30 protein-coding genes are annotated in these 25,821 nt (G+C 64.0%); 16 read left to right on the top strand and 14 right to left on the bottom strand.

Annotated features, from left to right (window positions below; all coding sequences use genetic code 11):
- Positions 1-4: 4 nt before the first annotated feature.
- The 6 genes from IF690_RS26480 to IF690_RS26455 form a co-directional block, all read right to left on the bottom strand.
- The gene (locus IF690_RS26480; RefSeq protein ID WP_202696895.1) at positions 5-1,336 is read right to left on the bottom strand and encodes an IS4 family transposase; all 1,332 of its coding nucleotides are present in this window, start codon (positions 1,334-1,336) and stop codon (positions 5-7) included.
- Positions 1,337-1,454: 118 nt separating this feature from the next.
- A complete protein-coding gene (locus tag IF690_RS26475; protein WP_087092695.1) occupies positions 1,455-2,153 on the bottom strand; it encodes an OmpW/AlkL family protein in 699 nt (232 codons plus the stop codon).
- Between the two features lie 235 nt (positions 2,154-2,388).
- Positions 2,389-2,907 carry a DUF3299 domain-containing protein gene (locus tag IF690_RS26470; protein WP_202698065.1) on the bottom strand — a complete coding sequence of 173 codons (519 nt, stop codon included), beginning with the start codon at positions 2,905-2,907 and terminating at the stop codon, positions 2,389-2,391.
- Between the two features lie 26 nt (positions 2,908-2,933).
- Positions 2,934-4,199: an ABC transporter permease gene (locus IF690_RS26465; protein WP_202698064.1), complete on the bottom strand. Its 1,266-nt coding sequence runs from the start codon at positions 4,197-4,199 to the stop codon at positions 2,934-2,936.
- A 1-nt stretch (position 4,200) separates the two neighbouring features.
- A complete protein-coding gene (locus tag IF690_RS26460) occupies positions 4,201-4,911 on the bottom strand; it encodes an ABC transporter ATP-binding protein (protein WP_202698063.1) in 711 nt (236 codons plus the stop codon).
- Between the two features lie 125 nt (positions 4,912-5,036).
- Complete coding sequence (locus tag IF690_RS26455) at positions 5,037-5,627, bottom strand: DUF2796 domain-containing protein (RefSeq protein ID WP_202698062.1); 591 nt, start codon at positions 5,625-5,627, stop codon at positions 5,037-5,039.
- Positions 5,628-5,759: 132 nt separating this feature from the next.
- Between IF690_RS26455 and IF690_RS26450 the strand changes: the two genes are divergently transcribed.
- A complete protein-coding gene (locus IF690_RS26450) occupies positions 5,760-6,113 on the top strand; it encodes a hypothetical protein (RefSeq protein ID WP_202698061.1) in 354 nt (117 codons plus the stop codon).
- A 104-nt stretch (positions 6,114-6,217) separates the two neighbouring features.
- On the opposite strand, the gene trxA is transcribed toward IF690_RS26450, so the two are convergent.
- The 3 genes from trxA to IF690_RS26435 form a co-directional block, all read right to left on the bottom strand.
- A complete protein-coding gene (gene trxA / locus IF690_RS26445) occupies positions 6,218-7,090 on the bottom strand; it encodes a thioredoxin (protein WP_202698060.1) in 873 nt (290 codons plus the stop codon).
- A 162-nt stretch (positions 7,091-7,252) separates the two neighbouring features.
- Positions 7,253-7,909: a class I SAM-dependent methyltransferase gene (locus tag IF690_RS26440; RefSeq protein WP_202698059.1), complete on the bottom strand. Its 657-nt coding sequence runs from the start codon at positions 7,907-7,909 to the stop codon at positions 7,253-7,255.
- Entirely contained in the window at positions 7,906-8,364 is a 459-nt protein-coding gene (locus IF690_RS26435) for a hypothetical protein (RefSeq protein ID WP_202698058.1), read from the bottom strand. The genes IF690_RS26440 and IF690_RS26435 overlap by 4 nt, the downstream gene beginning before the upstream one ends.
- Positions 8,365-8,493: 129 nt before the next feature.
- On the opposite strand from IF690_RS26435, the gene nrdR reads away from it, so the two are divergent.
- The 12 genes from nrdR to IF690_RS26375 all read left to right on the top strand — a co-directional run bounded on the left by nrdR (position 8,494) and on the right by IF690_RS26375 (position 17,323).
- A complete protein-coding gene (gene nrdR, locus IF690_RS26430; protein ID WP_007924133.1) occupies positions 8,494-8,958 on the top strand; it encodes a transcriptional regulator NrdR in 465 nt (154 codons plus the stop codon).
- Positions 8,955-10,088 (top strand): bifunctional diaminohydroxyphosphoribosylaminopyrimidine deaminase/5-amino-6-(5-phosphoribosylamino)uracil reductase RibD, encoded by a 1,134-nt coding sequence (ribD, locus tag IF690_RS26425; protein WP_202698057.1) that lies wholly within the window; start codon positions 8,955-8,957, stop codon positions 10,086-10,088. The genes nrdR and ribD overlap by 4 nt, the downstream gene beginning before the upstream one ends.
- 46 nt (positions 10,089-10,134) lie before the next feature.
- Complete coding sequence (locus IF690_RS26420; RefSeq protein WP_202698056.1) at positions 10,135-10,797, top strand: riboflavin synthase; 663 nt, start codon at positions 10,135-10,137, stop codon at positions 10,795-10,797.
- Between the two features lie 16 nt (positions 10,798-10,813).
- Entirely contained in the window at positions 10,814-11,905 is a 1,092-nt protein-coding gene (ribBA, locus tag IF690_RS26415) for a bifunctional 3,4-dihydroxy-2-butanone-4-phosphate synthase/GTP cyclohydrolase II (protein ID WP_202698055.1), read from the top strand.
- 91 nt (positions 11,906-11,996) lie between these two features.
- Complete coding sequence (gene ribH / locus IF690_RS26410) at positions 11,997-12,473, top strand: 6,7-dimethyl-8-ribityllumazine synthase (protein WP_007924117.1); 477 nt, start codon at positions 11,997-11,999, stop codon at positions 12,471-12,473.
- Positions 12,470-12,970: a transcription antitermination factor NusB gene (gene nusB, locus IF690_RS26405; RefSeq protein ID WP_202698054.1), complete on the top strand. Its 501-nt coding sequence runs from the start codon at positions 12,470-12,472 to the stop codon at positions 12,968-12,970. The genes ribH and nusB overlap by 4 nt, the downstream gene beginning before the upstream one ends.
- 178 nt (positions 12,971-13,148) lie before the next feature.
- Positions 13,149-14,114 carry a thiamine-phosphate kinase gene (thiL, locus tag IF690_RS26400; protein WP_202698053.1) on the top strand — a complete coding sequence of 322 codons (966 nt, stop codon included), beginning with the start codon at positions 13,149-13,151 and terminating at the stop codon, positions 14,112-14,114.
- A complete protein-coding gene (locus IF690_RS26395; RefSeq protein ID WP_202698052.1) occupies positions 14,111-14,614 on the top strand; it encodes a phosphatidylglycerophosphatase A family protein in 504 nt (167 codons plus the stop codon). The genes thiL and IF690_RS26395 overlap by 4 nt, the downstream gene beginning before the upstream one ends.
- Positions 14,615-14,624: 10 nt before the next feature.
- Positions 14,625-15,383, top strand: a complete 759-nt coding sequence (locus IF690_RS26390; protein WP_202698051.1) for a substrate-binding periplasmic protein — start codon at positions 14,625-14,627, stop codon at positions 15,381-15,383.
- A gap of 112 nt (positions 15,384-15,495) precedes the next feature.
- On the top strand, positions 15,496-16,113 hold the full coding sequence (ribA, locus tag IF690_RS26385) for a GTP cyclohydrolase II (protein WP_007924108.1): 618 nt from the start codon (positions 15,496-15,498) through the stop codon (positions 16,111-16,113).
- Positions 16,110-16,529, top strand: a complete 420-nt coding sequence (locus IF690_RS26380) for an MFS transporter (RefSeq protein WP_202698050.1) — start codon at positions 16,110-16,112, stop codon at positions 16,527-16,529. Before ribA ends, IF690_RS26380 begins: the two co-directional genes overlap by 4 nt.
- A complete protein-coding gene (locus tag IF690_RS26375; protein ID WP_502710157.1) occupies positions 16,529-17,323 on the top strand; it encodes a cobalamin-binding protein in 795 nt (264 codons plus the stop codon). Before IF690_RS26380 ends, IF690_RS26375 begins: the two co-directional genes overlap by 1 nt.
- Positions 17,324-17,440: 117 nt before the next feature.
- On the opposite strand, the gene IF690_RS26370 is transcribed toward IF690_RS26375, so the two are convergent.
- The 4 genes from IF690_RS26370 to IF690_RS26355 all read right to left on the bottom strand — a co-directional run bounded on the left by IF690_RS26370 (position 17,441) and on the right by IF690_RS26355 (position 22,558).
- Positions 17,441-19,324, bottom strand: coding sequence for a TonB-dependent receptor domain-containing protein (locus tag IF690_RS26370; RefSeq protein WP_202698048.1), 1,884 nt, complete (start codon positions 19,322-19,324; stop codon positions 17,441-17,443).
- Between the two features lie 100 nt (positions 19,325-19,424).
- Positions 19,425-21,320 (bottom strand): 1-deoxy-D-xylulose-5-phosphate synthase, encoded by a 1,896-nt coding sequence (gene dxs / locus IF690_RS26365; protein WP_202698047.1) that lies wholly within the window; start codon positions 21,318-21,320, stop codon positions 19,425-19,427.
- A 111-nt stretch (positions 21,321-21,431) separates the two neighbouring features.
- The gene (ispA, locus tag IF690_RS26360; RefSeq protein WP_038575447.1) at positions 21,432-22,319 is read right to left on the bottom strand and encodes a (2E,6E)-farnesyl diphosphate synthase; all 888 of its coding nucleotides are present in this window, start codon (positions 22,317-22,319) and stop codon (positions 21,432-21,434) included.
- Entirely contained in the window at positions 22,316-22,558 is a 243-nt protein-coding gene (locus IF690_RS26355) for an exodeoxyribonuclease VII small subunit (RefSeq protein ID WP_011063724.1), read from the bottom strand. Before IF690_RS26355 ends, ispA begins: the two co-directional genes overlap by 4 nt.
- A 225-nt stretch (positions 22,559-22,783) precedes the next feature.
- Between IF690_RS26355 and nirK the strand changes: the two genes are divergently transcribed.
- The 3 genes from nirK to IF690_RS26340 all read left to right on the top strand — a co-directional run bounded on the left by nirK (position 22,784) and on the right by IF690_RS26340 (position 25,306).
- The gene (gene nirK / locus IF690_RS26350) at positions 22,784-23,872 is read left to right on the top strand and encodes a copper-containing nitrite reductase (protein ID WP_202698046.1); all 1,089 of its coding nucleotides are present in this window, start codon (positions 22,784-22,786) and stop codon (positions 23,870-23,872) included.
- Between the two features lie 66 nt (positions 23,873-23,938).
- A complete protein-coding gene (locus IF690_RS26345; protein WP_202698045.1) occupies positions 23,939-24,238 on the top strand; it encodes an ArsR/SmtB family transcription factor in 300 nt (99 codons plus the stop codon).
- Positions 24,239-24,295: 57 nt separating this feature from the next.
- Positions 24,296-25,306 (top strand): zinc-dependent alcohol dehydrogenase family protein, encoded by a 1,011-nt coding sequence (locus IF690_RS26340; protein ID WP_202701742.1) that lies wholly within the window; start codon positions 24,296-24,298, stop codon positions 25,304-25,306.
- 24 nt (positions 25,307-25,330) lie between these two features.
- Here IF690_RS26340 and IF690_RS26335 read toward each other — a convergent pair whose 3' ends face one another.
- The gene (locus IF690_RS26335; RefSeq protein WP_063433162.1) at positions 25,331-25,780 is read right to left on the bottom strand and encodes a DUF3828 domain-containing protein; all 450 of its coding nucleotides are present in this window, start codon (positions 25,778-25,780) and stop codon (positions 25,331-25,333) included.
- Between the last annotated feature and the right edge of the window lie 41 nt (positions 25,781-25,821).

The following is a 25,821-nucleotide window of genomic DNA, read 5'->3' as shown; positions in this document are numbered from 1 at the left end:
CCAGTCAGTTAAGCTGACTGGCATTTTTATTTTTGATCGGATACTTCGGCGATTTGAGCCGGATGGCCCGTGGATAAGCACGCTCTTCCCGGCGATGTGGCAAGACATAGTGCGGGGTCGAGGCATGCAATTCGGCGAGATATTTGGGGATGTTCCCTGAGCGATCCGCAGAAACCCCGTTGATAAACCCCAGGATCGCCCAGGTGCAGGCGGTGAAGCTCAGTTCGCACGGATGGATGCCCGGACAATGGCGGCTCATTTCCACCATCTGATAACGCAACAGGTTGTAGCCCAGCAACACACCCCACAACTCTTGTTCGATCATCTCGGGCGTCTTGCTACGCAGCGTGTAGCTGCTGTTGAGCAGTGTCTGTTTCATCTCCCTGAACCCTAATTCGATCTCCCAGCGATGGCTGTACAGGTCGACGATTTCATCGGATGGGAAGCGCAGCGGGTCGGCCATTGACGTCAAAATCTGACAGACCTTGCCCTTGACGGTTTTGCTCAGGAGCCTTGCAGTCAGGCGCTCCGGCAATCCCGGCCATTGCTTGCGGGCCTGCGGCGAAGTGTTTAACGAGACCACCGCATCCTGACGGCCCAACCGCTGAATCACTTCGTACTGCGCCCCTTTGCGTAACGGCATCAGCCAATGCCGCTCGGTGCCGGCCTGTTGCCACTGATGCAGCAACCCCAGGGAGTAAAAACCGCGATCGAACAGCGTCAGCGAGTGATCCGGCGTGGTGTCGATCAGTTGCTCTGCCAGCTTCATTTCGTTGCTGCGATAGCCGTCAAAGGCACTGCCGATCAACAAATGACTGGTCAGCTCCATTTGGCAAACCATGCGTACCTGAGGAAAACCGGTATCGCCATGTTGATTGCTGGCGGAGTCGTAACGCGCACGGTTTTCGGGTGTATCGGGCGTTCGCCAGACGACGCCATCGACCCCCAGCAAACGCAACCCGGCCCAGGTCGGATGGCCGGCCGCTTCATGCCAGCTTTTCTGTGTCAGATCGAAGACTTGTCGTACGGCCTCGCTGCCCAATCGCCGACGGGCCTGGACTACGGCGCTGGGCGCGACCAGCGGACGTTGCCCAGGCAGCATGATGTTCATGCGACTGACCACATCCCACGCCGACATGCGCCGAAAAAACGCCATGGAGATGACGCACCAAAGCATCATCTCCAAGGGCAAACGGCGCTTGCGCAGAGTGGCCACACCAGCCTGTTCCAGGGCCTGCTCGACCAGAGAGGGGTCAAGCAACGAGTCCAATCCCTCAAGCGAATTGGGGGTTGAGACGATGTTGTGGGTCAGTTCCAGTGCCCGAGCCAGACGCATAAAAAAATCCGATGCCTATTCAGGCATCGGATTTTGATTTCTTGCGGCCAAAGGTCAAGCAGAAGGGCTTAACTGATCGGCATTAGCCTTTGCAGGCGCCTTTTTTTGTCTGGCCGATTTAGAACTTGTAGCCCAGGCCGACCATGTAGACCCATGGATCGACGTCTACGTCGACCTTGGCCCGGGTACCGCCGGCGACTGCGTTGTTGTTCACGTAGGCGGTGGTGTCGATGTCCACGTAACGTACCTGGGCGTTGATCATCACGTTGTCGGTCAGCATGTAGTCGGCACCGACCTGCCAGGCCAGGCCCCAGGAGTTCTTTGCCCGGAAATTATCGAAACCGGCGGCGCTGGCGCGGCTGCCGACGTGCTCGTCATAGATCCAGGTGTAGTTGATGCCGGCACCGACGTAAGGCTGGAAGGCGGCCTTGTGGTCCAGCGGGTAGTACACGACGCTCAGGGTCGGCGGCAGGTGCTTGAGGGTACCGAGCTTGCCGTTGGCGGCGTCCAGCGCGGTGCCCTTGAGCTTCACGTCATGTTCGAACGGGGTGGCTGCGAGCAGTTCGATACCGACGTTGTTGGTCAGCATGTAGGCGAAGTTCAGGCCCAGCTGGGTGTCGCTGCTCATGGTCGCCTTGCCGCCGAGGTTGGCGCCGGCCAACGGGCCGCGGTCGACCTTGACGTCGCCGCTGTCGGCTTTCGGATTGACGGTGATGGCACCGGCGCGAACGATGATGTCGCCCGCTTCGTGGGCGTGGGCGATCGGGGCGGCGAGCGCGAGCGCGAACAGGGAGGCGCTGAGCAGGGACTTGTGCATGGGAGCTCCAAAGGACGGTTCAAATTGGCTAGGTCCAATGGTAAGGATCGTCAAGGAGCAGGCTTTGACTCAGCTCAATGAAAACCGGATCAGCGTCGAAGCAGGGGAACTGCGGGCGCTGTGTAGGCTCCAGAACTGATCGCGAGCAAACATGCGGCTACAGGGAACTGTGCTGCAGTGTGGGGGCCGGTTTGCTTGCGATGAGGTCATGAATGGCACTGCGAAAAACGCGGGTTCACTCCTGCAATTCGTACACGTAGATCTTCTGCGCCTCCATCTGGTAACCCGCGTCGGCGATTTCGCTGGTGGACGCCTTGACCTGCATCGGCCCCTCGATCCAGTACGGCTGATACAGCTCGTCGAGCTTCACGCCGACTGCGCTTTTCACGTGCACGATCTGATTCGACGGCGGTGGCGGCACGTGGATGCAGGCGCCGAAATACGGCACCAGCAGAAACTCCGTGGTGCGGCCTTCCTCACCGACTTCCAGCGGCACTATGTAGCCGGGCAGGCGCACCGACAGGCCGTCCAGGCTCTGCACCACCGGGGCGTTGGGCATCTCCTGCCTGGCCGCCGGGGCGGACTCGGCGGCCAGGGCGTCGCTCATCTGCGACAGGTCGTGCAGCGGCTTCATGTTCGGCACTTCCGCCGGCGCGTCTGGCGGGATCATTTCCGACCAGGCCAGGTCCCGGGGTTCGGCGGCCCATAGCGGCAGGGCGACCAGCATCAACAGTGCAAGCAGGGCACGGGGCATGCCGGAGCTCCTCATGACTTGAGACCTCATAAACGGATGGACAGGCCATCGGCCAGCGATTGTCGGTAGGCGCGCCAGGCCGGCACGCTGCCCATCAGCAGGGCGGCGATCAGGATAGCGCCGAGCAGCGTCCACTCATACTCGCTCGGCCAGGCCAGCGGCAGGTACAGGCCGTAGGCCGACTGCACATAGCCCTGGGCCAGGGCGATGCCCAGGTACAGCAGGCCCAGCCCGGCGAGCACGCCGAACAGCGCCAGGGCGAAGGCTTCCAGCACCAGCAAGGTCGCGATATGCCAGGGGCGGGCACCGACCGAACGCAGGATCGCCATCTCCCGGCGGCGCTCGTTGAGGCTGGTGAGGATCGCTGTGAGCATGCCGATCAGACCGGTCAACACCACGAACAACGACACCACGAACAAGGCCTTTTCCGCGGTGCCCATCAGGCTCCACAGCTCCTGCAGGGCGACCCCGGGGAGGATCGCCAGCATCGGTTCGCCGCGGTATTCGTTGATCTCGCGCTGCACGGCGAAGGTGGCGATCTTGCTGTTCAGGCCGAGCATGAAGGCGGTGATCGCTTGCGGCGTCAGGTCCATGTTGCGCGCCTGGTCGGCGCTGATACGGCCGTTGCCCTGGGCGGGCACGCCGTTGTGCCAGTCGATGTGGATTGCCTCCATGCCGCCGAGGCTGATGTGCAGCGTGCGGTCCACCGGGGTGCCGGTGCGCTTGAGGATGCCGACCACGGTGAAGGGTTTGTCGTCGTGCTTGACCAGGCTGATGGCCGCCACGCCGTGGGCCAGCACCAGCTTGTCGCCGAGCTTGTAATGCAGGGCCTCGGCGACTTCGGCGCCGAGCACCACTTCGAACGGATCGCTGGCGAACTCGCGGCCGCTGGCCAGTTGCAGGTTCTGCTGGTGGCCGTATTGGTAGTGCTCGAAGTAGGCCTCGGTGGTGCCCATCACCCGGTAGCCGCGATGGGAGTCGCCGAGGGAAATCGGGATCGCCCATTTCACTTTCGGGCTACCCGCGAAGTGTTCGAAGCTGTCCCAGCGAATGTTGTTGGTGGCGTTGCCGATGCGGAACACCGAGTACAGCAGCAGGTTCACCGAACCGGAGCGGGCGCCGACGATCAGGTCGGTGCCGCTGATGGTGCTGGCGAAGCTGGCGCGGGCTTCGGTGCGCACCCGTTCGACCGCCAGCAGCAGGCAGACCGACAGGGAGATGGCGAAGGCGGTGAGGATCGCGGTGAAGCGGCGGTTAGCCAGGCTGGCCATGGCTAGACGGAACAGATACATCTCAGACCTCTGCGGGCGTGGCGGCGCGATTGAGTTCGGCCAGCGACAGGTTGCGATCGAACAGCGGCGCCAGGCTCTGATCGTGGCTGACGAACAGCAGGCTGGCCCCGGCCTCGCGGCATTCGGCGAACAGCAGGCGGATAAAGGCTTCGCGGGCATCGTAGTCGAGCGCCGAGGTGGGTTCGTCGGCGATCACCAGTTCCGGTTGGCCGATCAGGGCACGGGCGGCGGCGACCCGCTGTTGCTGGCCGATGGACAGCGAGTCGGCGCGACGTTCGAGCAGGTCGGGGTCTTTAAGCCCCAGGTGGGCGAGCAGGGTGGCCGCGGCCTGGTCGACACCGCCGTGGCGCTGTATGGCGCGGCCGGCGCGCAATCTGGAGAAGTGGCAGGGTAGCTCGACGTTCTCGCGCACCGAGAGAAACGGCAGCAGGTTGAACTGCTGGAAGATGTAGCCGGTGTGATCGACCCGGAAGCGGTCGCGGGCGCCGGCGGAAAGTTCGGTCAGCTCCTGGCCCAGCAGGCGGATGCTGCCGCGGTCGGGTTTCTGCACGCCGCCGAGCAGGCCGAGCAGGGTGGTCTTGCCGCTGCCGCTGGGGCCCTTGAGGAACAGCGTTTCACCCGCTTCCAGGCGAAATGCCGGGATATCCAGCAACTGCGGATGGCCGGGCCAGCTGAAGCCCAGTTCGGACAATTGGATAAGTGCTTGGGTCATGTCGGGCCGATCATGGTGTGAGTTTTGTAGCCGCTGCCGCAGGCTGCGATAAGGTCCGCAGGACCTTCCGAGGACCTCAAGAGCAACGGCCCCTCCGCCTGCGGCAGCGGCTACAGGCGTCGCGGTCAGAACTTCAGGCTGGCGGCCTTGGAGGTCGCTTCCACGCCTTGCTGGCCGCTTGGCGAGATGAGTTGTACCTGAATTTTCTGAGTGGCGGGGAAGGTTTTGAACACGCCGGCCAGGTCCAGGCTTTTCAACGCGCCCGGCGTGGCACAGGTGAACTGGTAGTGTGCATGGATCTCGCTGTGTTCGTGGTGATGTTCGTGGCCTTTGGCGTCCTTCGCTTCGTCATGATCCTCAGGCTTGTCGCCAAACAGCGGGCTTTCCAGTTCCTGTTGCGCCACCACGCAACCGGCGGCGGGCGGCAGGCTGAACAGCGCCAGCGGTTTTTCCAGCTGGGCCCGCACGGCGGCGACCTTGGCCTTGTCCGCGTCGGTGCTGGCGGCGTGCTCGAAACCCACCAGGTTCATCGCCGGGCTTTCCAGCTCCAGCTCCAGGGCCTGGCCGTCCAGCGCGGCGTTCAGGCGAGCCACGCCATGCTCGTGAGCGCCGAGGCTGCCATGCTCATGCTCATGGTCGTGATCGTGTTTTTCGGCCGCGTGAGCAATGGCCAGGGGCAACAGGGCGAACGGCAGGGCGAGCAGCAGACGACGCATGGCAAGTCTCCGGAGCGAACATAAAAAATGTTATGTAATCTTATAACAATGGCCGCGAGAGTTTGACCGCCTGCTTGGCGTTGCGCAAGACGCATGGGAGCATGCCCGTCAGAAATATTCGGGAGCAGAGCGATGGTACGGATTCGTGGAAGCATCGGCGAATGGCCGGTGGATTTGACCCTGGAACTGGACGAGGCCGATTGGGATCAGTTGAGTGCCCGGCTGGGGGCGCCGTTGCAGGCGGCGAAAATCGAAAGCGGCGCGCCCGTGGCCAAGCCGGCGAGCCAGGACGATGCGCTGTGGCAGATCGCCAGGGATTTGTTGCGCAAGGCCGGGCAATTGAGTGGCCCGGACCTGCTGGAGCAATTGGAAGGCCTGACCGGCAGCGCTGCGGCGGGCAAGCGCCTGCTGGTGCGCCTGCGCCATAGCGCTCAGGTCAAGGTGGTGAGCGGCGGCGATACGCCGCTCTACAGCTGGGTCGATTAGGCGTCCTGGAATCGGCGCGCCTGTAGCGAGCTTGCTCGCGATAAACCTCGCGCGGAGTGCCAGGTACACCGCATCGCCAGCACACTGCTGCCCACAGCGGTGAATCAGTACAGCGCGGCGAACAGCTTGCGGCGGTAGGTGGTCACCAGCGGGTGATCGTTGCCCAGCAGCTCGAACACTTGCAGCAAGGTTTTGTGTGGCAGGCCTTCGCTGTAGCCGCGGTTGCGGATGAACAGCTTGAGCAGTGCCTCCAGCGCCGCGTCGTACTGCTGGCGCGCCAGTTGCTGGATAGCCAACTGATACACTGCTTCGTCATCTTGCGGGTTCTGCGCCAGGCGGCTTTTCAGGTCGGCGCTGTCCGGCAGGTCGGCGGCCTGCTTGAGGAAGGTGATCTGCGCCTTGGCCCCGGCCAGCGCGGCCTTGTGCTCATCACCGGTAACCGCATCGAGCACGCTCTGGGCTTCGCCCAGTTCACCGCGTTCGGCCAGGCAGCGGGCGTAGAGGATCAGCGCCTTGGCGTTGCTGTTGTCTTCGCCCAGCAGCACTTTCAGCGTGGCTTCGGCATCGGCGATGCGGCCTTCGGCGAACAGCGTTTCAGCCTGTTCCAGCGGGTCGGCGGCCTTGGGCGGCGGCATCTGCACATGGGGTTCGAGCATGGCACGCACCGCGGACTCCGGTTGCGCCCCGGCAAAACCGTCCACCGGCTGGCCGTCCTTGAACAGCACCACGGTCGGCAGGCTGCGAATACCGAAACGGGCAACGATGTCCTGCTCGATATCGCAGTTGACCTTGGCCAGCAGCAGCTCGCCCTGATAGCTCTCGGCGATCTGTTGCAGCATCGGCATCAGCGCCTTGCAGGGCGCGCACCATTCGGCCCAGAAATCCACCAGCACCGGCTTGTGGAACGAGTTCTCGATCACCGACTGGTCGAAGTCGGCGGTGCTGGCGTCGAAAATGTACGGCGTGTCCTGACTCATGGGGGATCTCGAAGAACGTGAATGGGTCAACTATAAGGCTTGGCGGGGGGCGGCTGAAAGCGGGGTATGGGGTGGCCGGTAGAGTGTTTCGCGGGCAAGCCTCGCTTCTATGGATGCCGCGGGGCTTAGCAGGAGCGAGACTTGCCCGCGATCTGTCCTTCATCAATCACGCTGCGCGTGATACAGGCTCACCTCGCGGAATTCCCAGGGCTCGGCCAGATCCGGCAGGGTCAGGGCGTGGAGCATTTCCAGGCGTCGATACCGCGGATGCTGGAAGTCCTTGACCCGGGAGTCCGCCACCAGCGCCTGGCGTCCGCGGCTGAGGAATTCATCCAGCAGTGGCAGGTTGGCGCGATCGTAGAGCACGTCGGCCACCAGGATCAGGTCGAAGCGGTCGGCTTGCGCGAAGAAGTCCGTGGAGTAACCCAGTTCAACCCCATTGAGCGCGGCATTCGCCCGGCAGGCGGCAATGGCCAGCGGGTCGAGGTCGCAGGCCACCACTTCCAGCGCGCCGGCCTTCAAGGCGGCGATGCCGGCCACGCCGGAGCCGGCGCCGAAATCCAGTACCCGCTTGCCTTGCACCCACTGCGGGTGTTCGGCCAGGTAGCGGGCCAAGGCCAGGCCGCTGGCCCAGCAGAAGCTCCAGTACGGCGGTTCGTGGAGAATTCGCCGGGTTTCTTCCGGGGTGAAGGCGCGGTCCATGTTGTCGGCATCGATCAACCACAGCTTCAGCTCGGTTTCCGGTAGTTCGCTGGCCACCAGCTGGGCGTCGCCCAGCAGTTCGCTCAGGGCGCGTTGCAGGTCGAGCGGTGGGGTCATGGTGCTTTGACGAATTGCAGCTGGCCCACGGCCTGGGTGGTCGGCTGAGTGATGAGTTGCGCCGGCAGGTGCAGGATCAACTGGCCGGACTGGCTGGCGCGGCCGCGCAGTTCGACGCGGGCGCCCAGCGGAAAGACATCGGGATTGAAGCGCAGGCGAAACGGCAGGACCTTGTTGTTGCCGATCAGGTTGCTGCTGGCCAGCAGGCGTTGCGGGCGACCGCGCTCGTCGATCACCAGCAGCGCCAGTTCCACTTCGGCGCCGCTCGGAACGCCTTGCAGGGTGCCGCTCAGTTCGCGCTGATAGGCCGGCAGCGGGCCGAGGTCAGTGGATTTCTGGGCTTTCTTCACACTCTGCTGCGGCGGCACGGTGGAGACGGCCGGTTTCGGGGCGTCGCTGCTGCAAGCCACCAGCAGGCTGAAAAGGCTGAGCAGAACGAGCGGTCGTAGTGGCATGCGAAGCTCCAACAAGGCGAAATTCCATGTGCAAAACATAATAGTCGGTCTGTATACCGTAAAGGCTATGGCTTGTCTTGCCAGTGGGATGCGCTACCATGGCCCTCCCTTTTTTTGTTGCCTGCCACCATGCACTGTCCCTTCTGCGGTGCCAACGACACCAAGGTCATCGACTCGCGTCTGGTCGCCGAAGGCGAACAGGTGCGCCGCCGGCGTGAATGCCTGGCCTGCGGTGAACGTTTCACCACTTTCGAAACCGCCGAACTGGTGTTGCCGCGCCTGATCAAGACCGACGGCAGCCGCCAGCCCTTCGACGAAGAAAAACTCCGCGCTGGCATGCAGCGTGCCCTGGAAAAACGTCCGGTCAGCGTCGAGCGCCTGGAAGCCGCGCTGGTGCATATCAAGCACAAGCTGCGCGCCACTGGCGAGCGCGAGGTCAAATCCCTGGTCGTCGGCGAACTGGTGATGGCCGAACTGCAAAAGCTCGATGAAGTGGCCTATATCCGCTTCGCTTCGGTCTACCGGCGCTTCCAGGATCTCAACGAATTCCGCGAAGAGATCGACCGTCTCGCCCGCGAGCCGGGCAAAGAATGAATATCTCCAGCGAACAGGCGGTGCTCGACGCCCACTACATGGCGCGAGCCTTGGAGCTGGCCGCCAAAGGCCGCTTCAGCACTCACCCCAATCCCCGGGTCGGTTGTGTGATCGTGCGTGACGGCCAGGTCGTCGGCGAAGGCTGGCATGTGCGGGCCGGCGAGCCCCACGCCGAAGTCCACGCCCTGCGTGCCGCCGGTGCCAACGCCCGCGGCGCCACGGCTTACGTGACCCTCGAACCCTGCAGCCATCACGGCCGTACGCCGCCGTGCGCCGATGCCCTGGTGGATGCCGGTGTGGCGCGGGTCGTGGCGGCAATGCAGGACCCCAACCCGGAAGTCGCCGGTTGTGGCCTGCAGCGCCTGGCCCAGGCTGGCATCGCCACCCACAGCGGGGTGATGGAGCAGGAAGCCCGGGCGCTCAACCGGGGTTTCCTCAAGCGCATGGAGCGCGGCCTGCCGTTCGTGCGGGTCAAGCTGGCCATGAGCCTGGACGGGCGCACCGCCATGGCCAGCGGCGAAAGCCAGTGGATCACCGGCCCCGCCGCGCGTTCCGCGGTGCAGCGCCTGCGGGCCGAGGCCAGCGTGGTGTTGACCGGTGCCGACACGGTGCTGGCGGACAATGCCCGACTGACCGTGCGTGCCGAGGAGCTGGGTCTGGATGCGGAGCAGACCGCCCTGGCCATGAGCCGTCCACCCTTGCGCGTATTGATCGACGGTCGCCTGCGGGTGCCGCTCGATGCGCCGTTCTTCAAGGCGGGGCCGGCGCTGGTCGCCACCTGTGCCGCGGTGGAGGAGCAGTACGCCAATGGGCCGGAATGCCTGATCGTGCCGGGTGCCGATGGCCAGGTGGATCTGCGTCGGCTGCTGAGCGAGCTGGCCGCCCGTGGCGTCAACGAAGTGCTGGTGGAAGCCGGCCCACGCCTGGCGGGTGCCTTTGCCCAGCAAGGCTTGGTGGACGAGTACCAGATCTTTGTCGCCGGCAAGTTCCTCGGCTCTTCGGCCCGGCCGCTGCTCGACTGGCCGCTGACGCAGATGCGCGAGGCGCCGCAGCTGAAAATCATTGAAATGCGCGCCGTAGGCGATGACTGGCGAGTCATTGCCATTCCTCTGCCAGCAGCGAGCGTATAATTTCGGGCCTTCGCCACGCGGCGGCCCTGTTCTCGAGGAGGACTCCATGTTTACAGGCATCATCGAATCCATCGGCAGCATCCGTGCATTGACCCCCAAGGGTGGCGATGTGCGGGTGTATGTGGAAACCGGCAAGCTCGACCTGGGCGACGTGAAGCTGGGCGACAGCATCGCGGTGAACGGCGTCTGCCTGACCGCGGTGGAGCTGCCGGGCGACGGCTTCTGGGCCGACGTCAGCCGCGAGACCCTGGACTGTACCGCTTTCCATCAGTTGAAGGCCGGCAGCCGGGTCAACCTGGAAAAGGCCCTGACTCCGACCACCCGCCTCGGTGGCCACCTGGTCAGCGGCCACGTCGACGGTGTCGGCGAGGTGCTGGCCCGGGAAGAAAATGCCCGCGCCATCCAGTTCCGCATCCGCGCGCCCAAGGACCTGGCCAAGTACATCGCCCACAAAGGCTCGATCACCGTCGACGGCACCAGCCTGACGGTCAACGCGGTCAATGGCGCCGAGTTCGAGCTGACCATCGTCCCGCACACGCTGGCCGAAACCATCATGGCCGACTACCGGCCGGGTCGGCAGGTCAACCTCGAGGTCGACCTGCTGGCGCGTTACCTGGAGCGCCTGCTGCTGGGCGACAAGGCCGCGCAGCCTTCGAGCGGCGGCATTACCGAAAGTTTTCTGGCCGCTAACGGCTACCTCAAATCCTGACTCAAGGGGGTGCCGCGTGGCGCTCAACAGCATCGAAGAACTGGTTGAAGACATCCGCCAAGGCAAGATGGTCATCCTCATGGATGACGAAGACCGCGAGAACGAAGGCGACCTGATCATGGCCGCCGAGTGCTGCAAGGCCGAGCACATCAACTTCATGGCCAAGCACGCCCGTGGCCTGATCTGCATGCCGATGAGCCGCGAGCGTTGCGAGCTGCTCAAGCTGCCGTTGATGGCGCCGCGCAACGGTTCCGGGTTCGGCACCAAGTTCACCGTGTCCATCGAGGCCACCACCGGGGTGACCACCGGCATCTCCGCCGCCGACCGCGCACGCACGGTGCAAGCGGCTGCCGCCAAGGACGCCAAGGCCGAAGACATCGTCAGCCCGGGCCACATCTTCCCGTTGATGGCCCAGCCGGGTGGCACCCTGGCCCGCGCCGGCCACACCGAAGCCGCCTGCGACCTGGCGCGCATGGCCGGTTTCGAACCGAGCGGGGTGATCTGCGAAGTGATGAACGACGACGGCACCATGTCCCGTCGCGCCGAACTGGAAGCCTTCGCCGCCGAACACCAGATCAAGATCGGCACCATCGCCGACCTGATTCACTACCGGATGATCCACGAACGTACCGTTCAGCGGATTGCCGAGCAGCCGCTGGACAGCGAATTGGGCCAGTTCAACCTGGTGACCTACCGCGATTCGGTGGAAGGCGACGTGCACATGGCACTGACCCTGGGCAACATCTGCGCCGAAGAACCGACCCTGGTTCGCGTGCACAACATGGACCCGCTGCGCGACCTGCTGATGGTCAAGCAGCCTGGCCGCTGGAGCCTGCGGGCCGCGATGGCCACGGTGGCCGAGGCCGGCAGCGGCGTGGTGCTGTTGCTGGGCCACCCGCTGGACGGCGACGTGTTGCTGGCGCATATCCGCGAAACGGCCGAGCACGCGCCTGCGAAAAAGCCGACCACCTACAGCATCGTCGGTGCCGGTTCGCAGATCCTGCGCGACCTGGGCGTACGCAAAATGCGCCTGATGAGTGCGCCGATGAAATTTAATGCGATATCCGGTTTCGACCTGGAAGTTGTAGAATACGTGCCCTCCGAATAAAAGCCGGCTGCCTGCGGCTTGAAATTCGCGGTTCAAATATCACCAGTGAGCGCGTAGTGAACGCGCTCCGGCTCTTTAAGAGATTTGTCGAATGACCCTGAAGACCATCGAAGGTACCTTCATCGCCCCCAAAGGCCGCTATGCCCTGGTGGTCGGCCGTTTCAACAGCTTCGTCGTCGAAAGCCTGGTCAGCGGCGCCGTTGACGCCCTGGTCCGCCACGGCGTGAGCGAAAGCGACATCACCGTGATCCGTGCCCCTGGCGCCTTCGAGATTCCGCTGGTTGCGCAGAAAGTCGCGCAGAAGGGTGAGTTCGCGGCGATCATCGCCCTGGGCGCGGTCATTCGTGGCGGTACTCCGCACTTCGAATACGTGGCGGGCGAATGCACCAAGGGCCTGGCCCAGGTGTCCATGGAGTTCGGCGTACCGGTCGCCTTCGGCGTGCTGACCGTCGACTCGATCGAGCAAGCCATCGAACGTTCCGGCACCAAGGCCGGCAACAAAGGTGCTGAAGCTGCCTTGTCCGCTCTGGAAATGGTCAGCCTGCTGGCGCAGTTGGAGGCCAAGTGATTAGCGACGATAGCGATCGTTTCAACCCGCGCGATCCGAAACCTGCGGACGCTGGCAAGCCATCCAAGAGCGCCAAGCGTCGCGAGGCCCGTCAGCTCGCGACCCAGGCGCTGTACCAATGGCACATGGCCAAGCACTCGCTGAACGAGATCGAAGCGCAGTTCCGGGTCGACAACGATTTCACCGACATCGACGGTGCCTACTTCCGTGAGATCCTGCACGGCGTTCCGGCCAACAAGAATGAGATCGACAACGCTCTCGCCCCTTGCCTGGACCTCACCATCGAAGAGCTGGACCCGGTCGAGCTGGCGGTCCTGCGCCTGTCCACCTGGGAACTGCTCAAGCGCGTCGACGTGCCATACCGCGTTGTGATCAACGAAGGTATCGAACTGGCCAAGGTCTTCGGTTCCACTGACGGCCACAAGTTCGTCAACGGTGTACTCGACAAGCTGGCCCCGCGTCTGCGTGAAGCCGAAGTGAAGGCATTCAAGCGCTGATCCGCGCTAGCAGCAGTGTCCTGCCTCGCCGATACGTTCCTTTTTTGGGGAGAGTGGCTGTTGTTGCCAGGCAAGGCGCCGCGACAAGTCATAGCCCGCTATGGCGAGGCGCGGCAACGCAGTCTGGCGACAACAGATGTCGCCAAAAAAGAACAGTATTGGTGAGACAGGATACCCAATGGGCGAGTTTGAGCTGATCCGTACCTTCTTCGCTGCCGCGCCTTGTGCCCAGGGTGGCGAGGGCGTTGCACTGGGGATTGGCGACGACTGCGCCTTGCTGGCTGTTGCCCCTGGCGAACAGTTGGCGATTTCCACCGACACCCTGGTGGCCGGTGTGCATTTCGCAGAACCCTGCGACCCTTTCCTGCTCGGCCAGCGCTCGCTGGCAGTGGCGGTCAGTGACCTGGCGGCCATGGGCGCGGCGCCCATCGCCTTCACCCTTGCCCTGACCTTGCCGACGGTTGAAACCGTTTGGCTGCAAGCCTATGCCAATGGCCTGAGCGCCATGGCGCAGAGCTGTGGCGTGCGCCTGGTCGGCGGCGACACCACGCGCGGCCCGTTGACTCTGACCATGACTGTGTTCGGTCGCGTGCCGGCGGGCCAGGTCCTGACCCGCAGCGGTGCCCGTCCGGGTGACCTGCTGTGTGTCGGTGGCGAACTGGGCAATGGTGCTGGCGCCTTGCCTTTGGTGCTCGGGCAGCGTAGCGCCGATCCGGCAGTCGCCGAACCCTTGCTGGCCCACTACTGGTCGCCGCAACCGCAACTGGCCCTGGGCCAGGCGCTACGTGGCAAGGCCACCGCGGCCCTGGATATCTCCGACGGCCTACTGGCCGACTGTGGGCACATTGCCGTTGCTTCGGCTGTCGGCTTGCTGATCGAAAGTGAAAAACTGCCGATGTCCCGGGCGTTGTTGAGCTTTCTCGGTGAGAATGACGCCCGCTTGGCGGCGCTCAGCGGCGGCGACGATTACGTGCTGGCCTTCACCTTGCCCGAGGCCGAGCTGGCGCCGTTGCTCGCCGCCGGCTGGCCGGTGCATGTGCTGGGCCGGGTCGTGGCCGGGCAGGGCGTGGTTCTGCTGGATGCCGAGGGGCGGGACATCACCCCGAGCACTCGGGGCTATCAACATTTTCGGGAGACACCGTGACAGATCATCCCAAACAGGTTCCGGCAGAGTGCGTGCCGCCCTCCGTCTGGCGTAATCCCTGGCATTTCCTGGCCTTCGGCTTCGGTTCGGGCACCTTGCCCAAGGCCCCGGGGACCTGGGGCTCGCTGGTGGCGCTCCCTTTCATTCCGCTGTGGCAGATGCTGCCGGACTGGGGCTACTGGCTGATGCTCGGCATCACCATGCTGTTCGGCTTCTGGCTGTGCGGCAAGGTGGCCGACGACCTGAGGGTGCATGACCACGAAGGCATCGTCTGGGACGAAATGGTCGGCATGTGGATTACCCTGTGGCTGGTGCCGGAAGGCTGGCAGTGGCTGCTGGCGGGCTTCCTGATGTTCCGCTTCTTCGACATTCTCAAGCCCTGGCCGATTCGCTGGATCGACCGGCATGTGCACGGTGGTATCGGGATCATGCTCGACGACGTGCTGGCCGGTGTCTTCGCCTGGTTGGCGATGCAGGGCCTGGTGTGGTGCTTCAGTTGAGGAATTCGCCATGCCGGTCGCTCGCGTTCTACTGGTAACGCTCTGTGTCTTGATCGCCAGCCTGGTCCGGGCCGCTGAACCGGTGGCGCTTCCCGGCGAAATCCGGGTGGCCAGCGAGGAGTGGGACCGCTACACCCAGGCCGATGGCCAGGGCATGGCCTGGGATATCCTGCGCGAGGTCTTCGAGACCCAGGGTGTGAAGCTCGACATGCGCAGCGTGCCCTACACCCGCTCGGTCGGGCTGGTGCAGCGGCGTGAGGTCGATGCCCTGGTCGGCTCCTATCGGGACGAAACCGATGGCGCCCTGTACCCGCGCTGGAACTACGACACCGACCATATCTACAGCCTGGGCCTGGCAACGCATTCGCCACCGACCCTGGCTTCGCTCGGTAACTACCGCCTGGTCTGGGTGCGCGGCTACCGCTACCAGGACTACTTGCCCAATATTCAGCGCTTCAATGAAATCCGCCGGCGTGTCGGTATCTTGCCGATGCTCCAGCAAGGTCGCGCCGACTTTTATATCGATGCCCTGACCGAGGTCGATTTTGTCCTGTCCCAGGCCGAGGACCGCTCGCAGTTCCGACGCACCCATCTGGCCGAACTGCCATTGTTCCTGGGCTTTGCCGACAATGAGCGGGGCCGGGTGCTGCGCGCGCTGTTCGATCGACGGATGGACGAGTTGGTTAAAAACGGTCGTTTGCGCCCGATTTTCCAACGCTGGCAGCAACCCTATCCATTCGATACCGGACGTCCGCCCAAAGACCGCTGATCTAACTTCTCGATCTTTATGTCCGATAATTCAGCCTAAGCGTCTGCCGGAAGCTGCTGTTACAATGCCGCCTCTGCGAATCTCCAGTCCCATACAGATCAGGAGCACAACGGTGCCCGTCGTTTTTGTTGCCGCTTCCAAGCTGCCCACCCCTTTTGCGCAATTCACCATGCACGGTTTTCTCGATGAAGCCACCGGCCGCGAGCACGTCGTGCTCAGCCTGGGTGATATTGCCGATGGCGCTCCGGTGCTCGGCCGGTTGCACTCCGAATGCCTGACCGGCGATGCTCTGTTCAGCCAGCGCTGCGACTGTGGCTCGCAACTGGAAGCCGCCCTGCAGGCGATCGCCCGCGAAGGCCGTGGCGTGCTCCTGTACTTGCGTCAGGAAGGCCGCGGCATCGGCTTGCTCAACAAGATCCGCGCCTATGAGTTGCAGGACGGCGGCGCCGACACCGTGGAAGCCAACGAGCGCCTGGGCTTTGCCGCCGACCAGCGTGACTACGCCATGTGCCTGCCGATGCTTGAGCACCTGGGGGTGAAATCCCTGCGCCTGATGACCAATAACCCGCGCAAGGTCAAGGCCCTGACCGAGATGGGCATAGTCGTTGCCGAGCGCGTACCGCTGCATACCGGCCACAACCCGCACAACAAACTCTACCTGGCCACCAAGGCCAGCAAGCTCGACCACATGATGGGCAACGAGCACCAGGGCGAGGTAGACCGGGCGTGACCCGCGGTCAGGTCCGGCGGCGCCTGGCCGTCAGCTGGTGGCAATACCTGGCGCTGGCGTTGCTGCCGCTGTTCGTGATCAACCTGGTGTTTGGCCAGGGCGAGCCGCTGCTGCCAATCCTGGCGATGCCGTTTTTCATCGCCGGGGTGGCCTCGATGTTTGTCAGCCTGCGTTTTTTCGGCGGCTACAAGCGTGCGTTGATCGTCACCCATAAAGCCCTCGATACCCCTGAAGAGCCGACCGCCTGGATCGAGCTGGCGGCTCGCCGTCGCGCGGCGTTCCTGGCCGCCGCGCTGCCGGCATGGATCGGCGCCCTGGCTGTGTTCGTCGGCCTGGAAGCGGTGCCGCTGATCCTGCTGGCGCTGTCCACCGCCGTGCTGTTCTACCTCTACCGCATCCCGCGTCAGCTCGGTTGATGTCTCGCTGGCTGGCAGTCCTGCTGCTGGCCCTCGGCGGCCCGGCGCTGGCCGTGGAGCGCGTGGTCAGCCTGGCGCCTTCGCTGTCGGAAATCGTTGTCGAACTGGATTCCGCCGACCTGCTGGTCGGTGTGCTGGATGCGGGCGAGCGTCCTTCTGAACTGCAAAACCTGCCGTCGGTGGGGCGCTACGGCCAGCTGGACATGGAGCGGCTGCTCAGCCTCAAGCCGGATTTGCTCCTGCTCTGGCCCGGCAGCGTTGGCCCGGCCCAGCGCGAGCAGCTCAGCCGCCTGGGTATCCCGACCCTGGTGGCCGAACCCCATAGCCTCGACCAGCTCACCACCCAGATCGAAACCATCGCCGCACGGCTAGGGCGCCCACAACGTGGCCTGGAGCGGGCCAATGCGTTGCGGCAGCAGTTGACCAGCCTGCGTCAGCGCCATGCCCGCAGTGCGCCGATGGCGGTGTTTTATCAGGTCTGGGACCAGCCGCTGTACACCGTGGGCGGTGGACAAATCATCAGTGACGCCTTGAGTGTGTGCGGCGCGCGCAACGTGTTTGCCGACCTGCCGCTGCCGGCGCCCCAGGTCAGCGTCGAGGCGGTGTTGCAGCGCAACCCTGAAGTGATCCTGGCCAGTACCCAGGCCCAACTGGATGCCTGGAAAGCCTGGCCGCAACTGAAGGCCGTGGCCCAGGGCCGGTTGTTGCTGATCAGCGATAAAGGCCTGGAGCGGCCGAGTGGACAGATGATTGCCGCGACGGCCAAGCTCTGTGAGTTGCTTGAGTTTGAGTAGCCGCGGCCAGGGCATCGCGGGCAAGGACTGGGCGTCCTCCTGCTCCTGCAGAAAAGCATGCAAATCCGCTATAGGAACGAGCTTGCCCGCGATAGCACCCTGACAGGCGCTGCATGACTAAAACTCCGGCGTCCAGGTCACCCCGAACATCCAGGCCCGGCCTGGCTCCCGATACCCATACTGCGCGCCGTCATGGCTGTACAGCACCCGGCTGTAGGACTTGTCGAGCAGATTGTCGACCTTCAACTCCAGCCGGACCTCGCGATTCAGCGCCCAGCTGCTGCGCAAGCCCAACAGGGCATAACCGCCGAGGCGTTGCTGGTTGGCCAGGTCGTCATAGCTGCTGCTCACCGCCTGCCAGCTGGCGCCGAGGCCCAGGCGGTCGAACTGCCGGTCCAGGTCCAGGCTCAGGGTGCGTCGGGCACGGCGGGCCAGGGTGTGGCCGGTGTCGCGGTCGCGGGGATCGATGATCGCCAGCCCCAGATTGCTCTGCCAGCCGAACAGCTCTTGTCGCAGCGCCGCCTCGAAGCCGTTGATACGTGCCGAGGCAACGTTCTGCGGGCGCGAGTTGCTGCCGAAGATAATCGCGTCTTCCAGGTCGGTGCGGTACAGCGAGGTTTCCAGGCGAGTGCTCTCGCTCAACTGGCTGCGCCATTGCAGTTCGTAGCTTTTCGAGGTCTCGGGCTTGAGGTCGGGGTTGCTGAAGTCGGGGTAATACAGGTCGTTGAAGGTCGGGGCGCGGAAGCCTTCGCTGTAGGTCAGCAGGACATCGTTGTCGGCGTTCAGCGGCAGGGAGAGGGTGCCGCTCCAGCTGTTCTGACTGCCGAACTGCTGGTTCTGGTCGCGACGCAGGCCCAGCTCGGTGGAGAAACTGTCGGCCTTGAAGCGATGCTGGACAAAGGCCGCGCGGTTCCAGCGGCTGTCCTCGGCGAAGGTGGCGCTGCTGTTGACCCGGTCTTGGTACCAGTCGCCGCCGACGATCAGGCTGTTGCGTTCGTCGAGGGTCAGGTCGTTCTGCCAGTTGATCGAGTCACGGTAGGTGTTGAACACCGTGCGTTCGTCGCTGAGCTTGTCGAAAGTCTTCTCGCGGTTTTCGCTGTGGCCCAGTTCCAGGCGTGACTTCCAGGCTTCGTTGATACGGCCGTCGACATAACTGCTGAAACTGCTGACCGCGAATTCGCTGTAGGGCTTCTGGGGGAGGCTCTCGAAGGTGCGGCTGTCGAAGCGCCCGAAGGGGTTGTCGAATTCGCTTTTGCCACGGTTATCCAGCAGGTTCAGGCCCGCTTCCCAGTCGTCGTTGAAGGCGTGGCTCAGGCTCAGGCTGAGGGACTGGTTGCGGTAGGCGTCATCATCGCGATCGCTGGCATAGGATTCGTGGGTGCGATTGCTTCCGGCGGTGTCGTCAAGGCTGGCGCCCAGGCTGAAGCGGGTCTGCTGGTCGCCGCCGGACAGGCCGATGCTGCGTTCCCAGCTCTGGTGGCTGCCCACCCCCAGGTGCAGGCGTGGTTGCAGGCCCTGCTCGGCGCCGCGCCGGGTGAAGATCTGGATCACCCCGCCGATGGCGTCGCTGCCGTAGATCACCGAGCGCGAACCGCGCAGCACTTCCACCCGCTCGATCTGCTCAATGTTCAGATGCTGCAGGTTGCTGTCGCCGGAGCTCGAACTGCCGATGCGCTGGCCGTCCACCAGCACCAGGGTCTGCGCCGACGAAGTGCCGCGGACATAGATCCCCGGCACGCTGCCCCGGCCGCCGCTCTGCGCTACCTGTACGCCCGGCACCCGTTGCAGCAGGTCGGTGACGCTGGAGGGTTGCAGGCGGTCGATATCATCGCGGGTGAACAGGGTGTTGGCGGCGCTGCTGTCGTTGCGTGCTTGCACCTGGCGGTTGGCGCTGATCAGCACGTCCGGCAGCTTGAGGGCCTGTTCGCGCTCGAGGTTGTCGGCCAGCAGTTGGCCGGTGGGCAGCAAGACAAGGGGCAAGAGCAGGCGGGAAGCTTTCATCGACAATCCGTTGCGAATTGGTCAGGCGAGAAAAAATGCTAGCCGCTGCCTCGAAAGCAACGCCCTTCGGGGCGATTGCAGTCTTGGCCGCGGCTACAGGTTACAGGCCGAGCAGCTGCAGGCGTGCTTGTACGGCGGCTTCGATGCCGGCTTCGTCCAGGCCGCATTCGGCCAGCATCTGCGCCGGCTTGGCGTGTTCGACGTAGAGGTCCGGCAAGCCCAGGTGCAGGATCGGCTTGAGAATCGCCTCGCGCGCCAGGAACTCGCCGACCGCGCCGCCGGCACCGCCCATGATGGCGTTCTCTTCGACGGTCACCAGCAGTTCGTGGCTGGCGGCGATTTCGCGCACCAGGGCTTCATCCAGCGGCTTGACGAAACGCATGTCGACCACAGTGGCGTCCAGCTTGTCGGCGACTTTCAGTGCCTCGGCCAGTTGCACGCCGAACACCAGCAGGGCGACCTTGCTGCCCTGGCGGCGCACCACGCCCTTGCCGATCTCGATCGGCTGCAGGTCTTTCTCGATGGTGGCGTTCGGGCCGGTACCGCGCGGGTAACGCACGGCGGCCGGGCCGTTGTACAGGTGGCCGGTGCTGAGCATCTTGCGCAGCTCGTTCTCGTCGCTGGGGGTCATCACCACCATGCCGGGGATGCAACGTAGGAACGACAGGTCGAAGCTGCCGGCGTGGGTCGGGCCGTCCTCGCCCACCAGGCCGGCGCGGTCGATGGCGAACAGCACGTCGAGGTTCTGCACCGCCACATCGTGAATCAGCTGGTCGTAACCGCGCTGCAGGAAGGTCGAGTAGATCGCCACCACTGGCTTGACGCCTTCGCAGGCCATGCCGGCCGCCAAGGTCACGGCGTGCTGCTCGGCAATCGCCACGTCGAAGTAACGCAGCGGGAAACGCTCGCTGAAGGCCACCAGGTCCGAGCCTTCCTTCATCGCCGGGGTAATGCCCACCAGGCGCGGGTCGGCGGCGGCCATGTCGCACAGCCATTCGCCGAACACACTGGAGTACTTCGGCCCACCGGCCTTTTTCGGCGTGGCGGGGCTGTCCAGGGGATCGAGCTTGGTGATGGCGTGGTAGCCGATCGGGTCGACTTCCGCCGGGGCGAAACCCTTGCCCTTTTTGGTCACTACGTGCAGGAACTGCGGGCCCTTGAGGTCGCGCATGTTGCGCAGGGTGGCGATCAGGGTCGGCAGGTCATGGCCATCGATCGGGCCGATGTAGTTCCAGCCCAGCTCTTCGAACAGGGTGCCGGGAACCAGCATGCCTTTTGCGTATTCTTCGGTGCGGCGGGCGATTTCCCAGGCGCCGGGCAGGCGCGACAGCACCTTCTTGCTGCCTTCGCGCATGCTGGCGTAGGTGCGGCTGGAGAGGATCTTGGCCAGGTAATTGGACAGGCCGCCGACGTTGCGCGAGATCGACATGTCGTTGTCGTTGAGGATCACCAGCATGTTGGCGTCCACTTCCGGCGCGTGGTTCAGCGCCTCGAAGGCCATGCCCGCGGTCAGGGCGCCGTCGCCGATCACCGCGATCGCCTTGCGCTCGCTGTTCTGCAGGCGGGCGGCAATGGCCATGCCCAGCGCGGCACTGATCGAGGTACTGGAATGGCCGACGCCAAAGGTGTCGTACTCGCTCTCGGAACGCCGTGGGAAGGCGGCCAGGCCGTCCTTCTGGCGCAGGCTGGCCATGCGCTCGCGGCGACCGGTGAGGATCTTGTGCGGATAAGCCTGATGACCCACGTCCCATACCAGACGGTCGTCCGGGGTGTCGAAGACGTAATGCAGCGCGATGGTCAGCTCGATGACGCCCAGGCCGGCACCGAAATGCCCACCGGTCTGGCCGACCGTATAGAGCAACTCCAGGCGCAACTCATCGGCCAGGGTTTCCAGCTCGGCTTCGCCTAACCGGCGCAGGCCGTCCGGCGTGTTGGCACGGTCGAGCAGGGGCGTGGTCGGGCGCTTGCGGGGAATCTCATGGAACGTCGTGGGCATCAGGCGAATCGTTATAGGTATAAAAGAGGCGGCAGTTTACCTTATGCATCGCAAGCTGCCCACGCAGAGCGCGGAACTTGGCCGATATGCGGTCTGCCGCGCCGGGGTCGATCAGCTGCGTCGTTCGACGATATAACGCGCCAGCTCCCGCAGGGGCTCGGCGCCCGCGTCAAAGGGTCGCAGTGCGTGCAGCGCCTGATCGCGCAGCTCCAGGGCATAGGCCTTGGCCGCTTCCAGGCCGAGCAGGGCCGGGTAGGTCGGTTTGTCCCGGGCGATGTCAGCACCCTGGCGTTTGCCGAGGGTCGCGGTATCGCTTTCCACGTCGAGAATGTCGTCCTGCACCTGGAACGCCAGGCCGATGGCCTGGGCATAGGTCTGCAGGGACTTGAGCTCGTCTTTCTCGGCCCGGCCGCTGGCCAGGGCGCCGAGCTTGACGCTGGCCTCGATCAGCGCGCCGGTCTTGTGCCGGTGCATGTATTCCAGGGCTTTCTGGTCGAGCTTGAGGCCCACCGAACCGAGGTCGATGGCCTGGCCGCCGACCATGCCCGCCGGGCCCGCCGCCAGCGCCAGGGCGCTGACCATCTGCAGGCGGATCTCGGCGCTCGAATCGCTCAGGCGCGGGTCGAGCAGGGCGCTGAAGGCCAGGCTCTGCAAACCGTCGCCGGCGAGGATTGCGCAGGCTTCATCGAAGGCTTTGTGGGTGGTCGGCTGGCCGCGACGCAGGTCGTCGTCGTCCATCGCCGGCAAATCGTCGTGCACCAGGGAGTAGGCGTGGATCAGTTCCACCGCGCAGGCCGCGCCGTTGGCCTGCTCCGGCCGGGCACCGAGGGCTTCGCAGGCGGCATAGGCCAGCAGCGGACGTACGCGCTTGCCGCCGTTCATCACGCTGTAGCGCATGGCCTCGTAAAGACGGGCCAGCTCCGGGCTTGGCGCGTGGAACAGGGTTTCCAGTGCAGCATTGACCCGGGCCTGACTGCTGGCCTGATAGGCCGCAATCATTCTGGCTGTTCCGCGTCGAAGGGTTGTTCGGCCAGCTCGCCATCGCGCTCCAGCAGGATCTGCACCTTCTGCTCGGCCTGGGCCAGCGCCGCCTGGCAATCGCGGGTCAGGCCGATGCCTTGCTCGAAGGCGGTCAACGAGTCTTCCAGCGACAGCTCGCCGTTCTCCAGACGCTCGACCAGCGTTTGCAGGTCGGCGAGGGATTGTTCGAAATCTAAGGCAGCTTTTTTGCGGGCCATGGCGGCTATCCCGGTTGACGTTAAACCGGCGCGACACTAGCAGACATGGGGTGTCGGGGCAAATGAGCGGCGCTCGCCGAACGGCTCGGCAGGGCGATTTTCTGCCCTGGGTCAGGGCTTGTTGCGGGGGCCAGACTTCTGTCGCCATTTCTTGCTTCACGACAAGGAAAGTTGCGCGCGCTTGCCTTGCAATGCCCCATCGTTGATTGGCAAGGAGACGCTGCAATGAGTGTTTTTCGAAGTGTATTGGGAGCCTGTGTGCTGCTTGGCAGTTGTGCCAGCAGCCTGGTCCTGGCCAGTGGGGCCGAGGGGTTGCAGCGGGTGAAGGTCGACCTGGTCGCGCCGCCGCTGGTGCATCCCCATGAGCAGGTGGTCAACGGGCCGCCCAAGGTGATGCAGTTCCGCATGAGTATCGAAGAGAAAAAAATGGTCATCGACGACCAGGGCACCACGCTCCAGGCCATGACCTTCAACGGGTCCATGCCGGGCCCGACCCTGGTGGTGCACGAGGGGGACTATGTGGAGCTGACGCTGGTCAATCCGGCGACCAACAGCATGCCCCATAACGTCGACTTTCACGCAGCCACCGGCGCCCTGGGCGGGGCAGGCCTGACCCAGGTGGTACCGGGGCAGGAAGTGGTGCTGCGCTTCAAGGCCGACCGCAGTGGCACCTTTGTCTACCACTGCGCACCGCAAGGCATGGTGCCTTGGCATGTGGTGTCGGGCATGAATGGCGCGCTGATGGTGCTGCCGCGTGACGGCCTGCGCGACCCTCAGGGCAAGCCCCTGCATTACGACCGCGTCTACATCATCGGCGAGTCCGACCTGTATATCCCCAAGGACAAGGACGGCCGCTACAAGGACTACCCGGACCTGGCGTCCAGCTATCAGGACACCCGTGACGTCATGCGCACCCTGACCCCAAGCCACGTGGTGTTCAACGGCCGTGTCGGAGCCCTGACCGGGGCCAACGCGCTGACCGCCAAGGTCGGTGAAAGCGTGCTGTTCATCCATTCCCAGGCCAACCGCGACAGCCGTCCGCACCTGATTGGTGGCCATGGCGACTGGGTCTGGACCACCGGCAAGTTCGCCAACCCGCCGCAACGCAACATGGAAACCTGGTTTATCCCCGGCGGCTCCGCGGTGGCGGCGTTGTACACCTTCAAGCAGCCGGGCACCTATGTGTACCTCAGCCATAACCTGATCGAAGCCATGGAACTGGGAGCCCTGGCCCAGATCAAGGTGGAGGGACAGTGGGACGATGACCTGATGAGCCAGGTGAAGGCGCCAGGGCCGATCGTCGAGAGCAAGTGATAGGAGGAAGGGCGGGGATATTGCTCAGGTCTTGATCATTTCGGAAAAGTCCGTAATATCCCCGCCATGCTCATCGATCAAATCAAAGCGCTGGCCAGCGACATCCGCATACAGATGCTTGAATGGCTGAAGGACCCGGAAGGCAATTTTCCGCCCCAGGGGCATGACGCACCGAAGGAAATCGGCATCTGCATGACTCACTTGCAGCACAAGGCGGCGCTTTCGGCGTCCAGCACCTCCAGCCATCTGGCGATCCTGCAGCAGGCCGGGCTGGTCGAGGCCACGCGCATCGGCAAGTGGACTTACTTTCGCCGTAACGAAGCTGCTATTGCGGCCTTTGCCGAGCAACTGAAGCGCGAGCTCTGAGTTTTTTTATTTGAACATTTCGTTATTTTTCGAAATGAAAAAGCAACCCAGGAGGATCTGTCCATGAAAGCAATCTACGTACAACCCGGTGGTGGCTACGACAAAGTAGTGGTCGGCGAGGCTCCGGCCGCGGCGCCACAAGCAGGCGAAATCACCGTGCGCCTGCGCGCGAGCTCCCTCAACTACCACGATTTCGCGGTGGTCAGCGGCATGTGGGGGCCAACTGAGTCGCGTATCCCGATGGCCGATGGCGCCGGTGAAGTGATCGCCGTGGGCGAAGGGGTCAGTGAATTCGCCGTTGGCGACTCGGTGGTCAGCACCTTCTTTCCCGAGTGGCTGGACGGCCGGCCCAATGTCGTAGGTTTTGCCACGGTGCCGGGCGACGGCCTGGACGGTTACGCCCGTGAAGTCGTTACCGCCCGCGCCACCTCCTTTACCCGTGCGCCCAAGGGCTGGAGCCACGCCGAAGCGGCGACCCTGACCACCGCCGGTCTTACCGCCTGGCGTGCTCTGGTGGACGACGGCCGGGTGACCGCTGGCGATACCGTACTGGTACAAGGCACCGGCGGCGTGTCGATCTTCGCCCTGCAATTCGCCAAGATGCTCGGCGCTACTGTGATCGCCACTTCGTCCAGCGATGCCAAGCTGGAACGACTGGAAGCCCTCGGCGCCGATCACTTGATCAACTACCGCGAGGATCCGGCCTGGGGCGAAACCGTGCAGAAACTCACTGCCGGCCGTGGTGTCGACCATGTGATCGAAGTGGGCGGCCCGGCCACCCTGGAGCAATCGATGATCGCTGCCCGGGCCGGTGGCCATATCTCGGTGATCGGTATCCTGACTGGCGTGGCCGGCGAATTCCCGATCGTCACCGCGCTGCTCAAGCAACTGCGCCTGCAAGGCGTGCTGGTGGGCAACCGCCGGCAGCAGCAGGACATGGTCCGCGCCATCGATGCCAACGGCATGCATCCGATCCTCGACAAGCATTTCACCCTGGATGCGATAGTCGATGCCTTCCGCTACCAGGCAAGCAACCAGCACTTCGGCAAGATCATTCTCGATATCTGACCCTGCCTGGCCGGCCGCTACGGATCACTCACTCTGATCCGTGGTGGCCAGCACCTCGTTGATCTTCCAGCAACCCTTGTCCTTGACCAGCAGCAGATCGACGATCTGCGTGGTGTCCGGCGTATTGCCCAGGGTCACCGACTCACGCGCCGAGGTGCCTTGCACCTGCGGTTCGCTGACCTTGATCTGAGTCAGCCACTCGTCCATGTAGTCCTGGGTCTTGAGGAAGTAGTCCTCTTCCAGGCCTTCTGGGCTGCTCATCTGCTTCTTGATCCGTTCGATCAGCGCTTGCGTCACGTACTGCTGCAGGTGCGGCAGGTCATCGGTGATCGGGTCTTTTTCGTTGCTGAAACTCTGCAGGTACCAGTTGTAGAAGGCCTCGGCCACCGGCTTGGGCGAGCTGGCGCAATCGGCGAGGGCGAGGGGTTGATGGAAAGCCGCGGCGAGGAGCAGCAGGGGGAACAGCTTTCTCATGGGGCATCCTTACAGGGAAGTGGGGGGCTTTAAGGCATTGA

Source organism: Pseudomonas sp. SK3(2021), assembly GCF_016772375.1.
GTDB lineage: Bacteria > Pseudomonadota > Gammaproteobacteria > Pseudomonadales > Pseudomonadaceae > Aquipseudomonas > Aquipseudomonas chlororaphis_I.
The sequence above is the reverse complement of the archived record's forward strand: the minus strand, read 5'-3'. Positions and strand labels throughout refer to the sequence as shown.

Excerpts from the sequence above, each read along its gene's own strand:
- IF690_RS26470 (WP_202698065.1), bottom strand. The coding sequence starts at position 2,907 with ATGCCCCGTGCCCTGCTTGCACTGTTGATGCTGGTCGCCCTGCCGCTA.
- ribD (WP_202698057.1), top strand. The coding sequence starts at position 8,955 with ATGAATATCTCCAGCGAACAGGCGGTGCTCGACGCCCACTACATGGCG.
- IF690_RS26465 (WP_202698064.1), bottom strand. The coding sequence starts at position 4,199 with ATGTATCTGTTCCGTCTAGCCATGGCCAGCCTGGCTAACCGCCGCTTC.
- thiL (WP_202698053.1), top strand. The coding sequence starts at position 13,149 with ATGGGCGAGTTTGAGCTGATCCGTACCTTCTTCGCTGCCGCGCCTTGT.
- IF690_RS26370 (WP_202698048.1), bottom strand. The coding sequence starts at position 19,324 with ATGAAAGCTTCCCGCCTGCTCTTGCCCCTTGTCTTGCTGCCCACCGGC.
- dxs (WP_202698047.1), bottom strand. The coding sequence starts at position 21,320 with ATGCCCACGACGTTCCATGAGATTCCCCGCAAGCGCCCGACCACGCCC.
- IF690_RS26335 (WP_063433162.1), bottom strand. The coding sequence starts at position 25,780 with ATGAGAAAGCTGTTCCCCCTGCTGCTCCTCGCCGCGGCTTTCCATCAA.
- ispA (WP_038575447.1), bottom strand. The coding sequence starts at position 22,319 with ATGATTGCGGCCTATCAGGCCAGCAGTCAGGCCCGGGTCAATGCTGCA.
- IF690_RS26460 (WP_202698063.1), bottom strand. The coding sequence starts at position 4,911 with ATGACCCAAGCACTTATCCAATTGTCCGAACTGGGCTTCAGCTGGCCC.
- ribH (WP_007924117.1), top strand. The coding sequence starts at position 11,997 with ATGACCCTGAAGACCATCGAAGGTACCTTCATCGCCCCCAAAGGCCGC.
- IF690_RS26375 (WP_502710157.1), top strand. The coding sequence starts at position 16,529 with ATGTCTCGCTGGCTGGCAGTCCTGCTGCTGGCCCTCGGCGGCCCGGCG.
- nrdR (WP_007924133.1), top strand. The coding sequence starts at position 8,494 with ATGCACTGTCCCTTCTGCGGTGCCAACGACACCAAGGTCATCGACTCG.
- IF690_RS26435 (WP_202698058.1), bottom strand. The coding sequence starts at position 8,364 with ATGCCACTACGACCGCTCGTTCTGCTCAGCCTTTTCAGCCTGCTGGTG.
- IF690_RS26480 (WP_202696895.1), bottom strand. The coding sequence starts at position 1,336 with ATGCGTCTGGCTCGGGCACTGGAACTGACCCACAACATCGTCTCAACC.
- IF690_RS26450 (WP_202698061.1), top strand. The coding sequence starts at position 5,760 with ATGGTACGGATTCGTGGAAGCATCGGCGAATGGCCGGTGGATTTGACC.
- IF690_RS26440 (WP_202698059.1), bottom strand. The coding sequence starts at position 7,909 with ATGACCCCACCGCTCGACCTGCAACGCGCCCTGAGCGAACTGCTGGGC.
- IF690_RS26455 (WP_202698062.1), bottom strand. The coding sequence starts at position 5,627 with ATGCGTCGTCTGCTGCTCGCCCTGCCGTTCGCCCTGTTGCCCCTGGCC.
- IF690_RS26390 (WP_202698051.1), top strand. The coding sequence starts at position 14,625 with ATGCCGGTCGCTCGCGTTCTACTGGTAACGCTCTGTGTCTTGATCGCC.
- IF690_RS26475 (WP_087092695.1), bottom strand. The coding sequence starts at position 2,153 with ATGCACAAGTCCCTGCTCAGCGCCTCCCTGTTCGCGCTCGCGCTCGCC.
- trxA (WP_202698060.1), bottom strand. The coding sequence starts at position 7,090 with ATGAGTCAGGACACGCCGTACATTTTCGACGCCAGCACCGCCGACTTC.
- IF690_RS26345 (WP_202698045.1), top strand. The coding sequence starts at position 23,939 with ATGCTCATCGATCAAATCAAAGCGCTGGCCAGCGACATCCGCATACAG.
- IF690_RS26420 (WP_202698056.1), top strand. The coding sequence starts at position 10,135 with ATGTTTACAGGCATCATCGAATCCATCGGCAGCATCCGTGCATTGACC.
- IF690_RS26355 (WP_011063724.1), bottom strand. The coding sequence starts at position 22,558 with ATGGCCCGCAAAAAAGCTGCCTTAGATTTCGAACAATCCCTCGCCGAC.
- nirK (WP_202698046.1), top strand. The coding sequence starts at position 22,784 with ATGAGTGTTTTTCGAAGTGTATTGGGAGCCTGTGTGCTGCTTGGCAGT.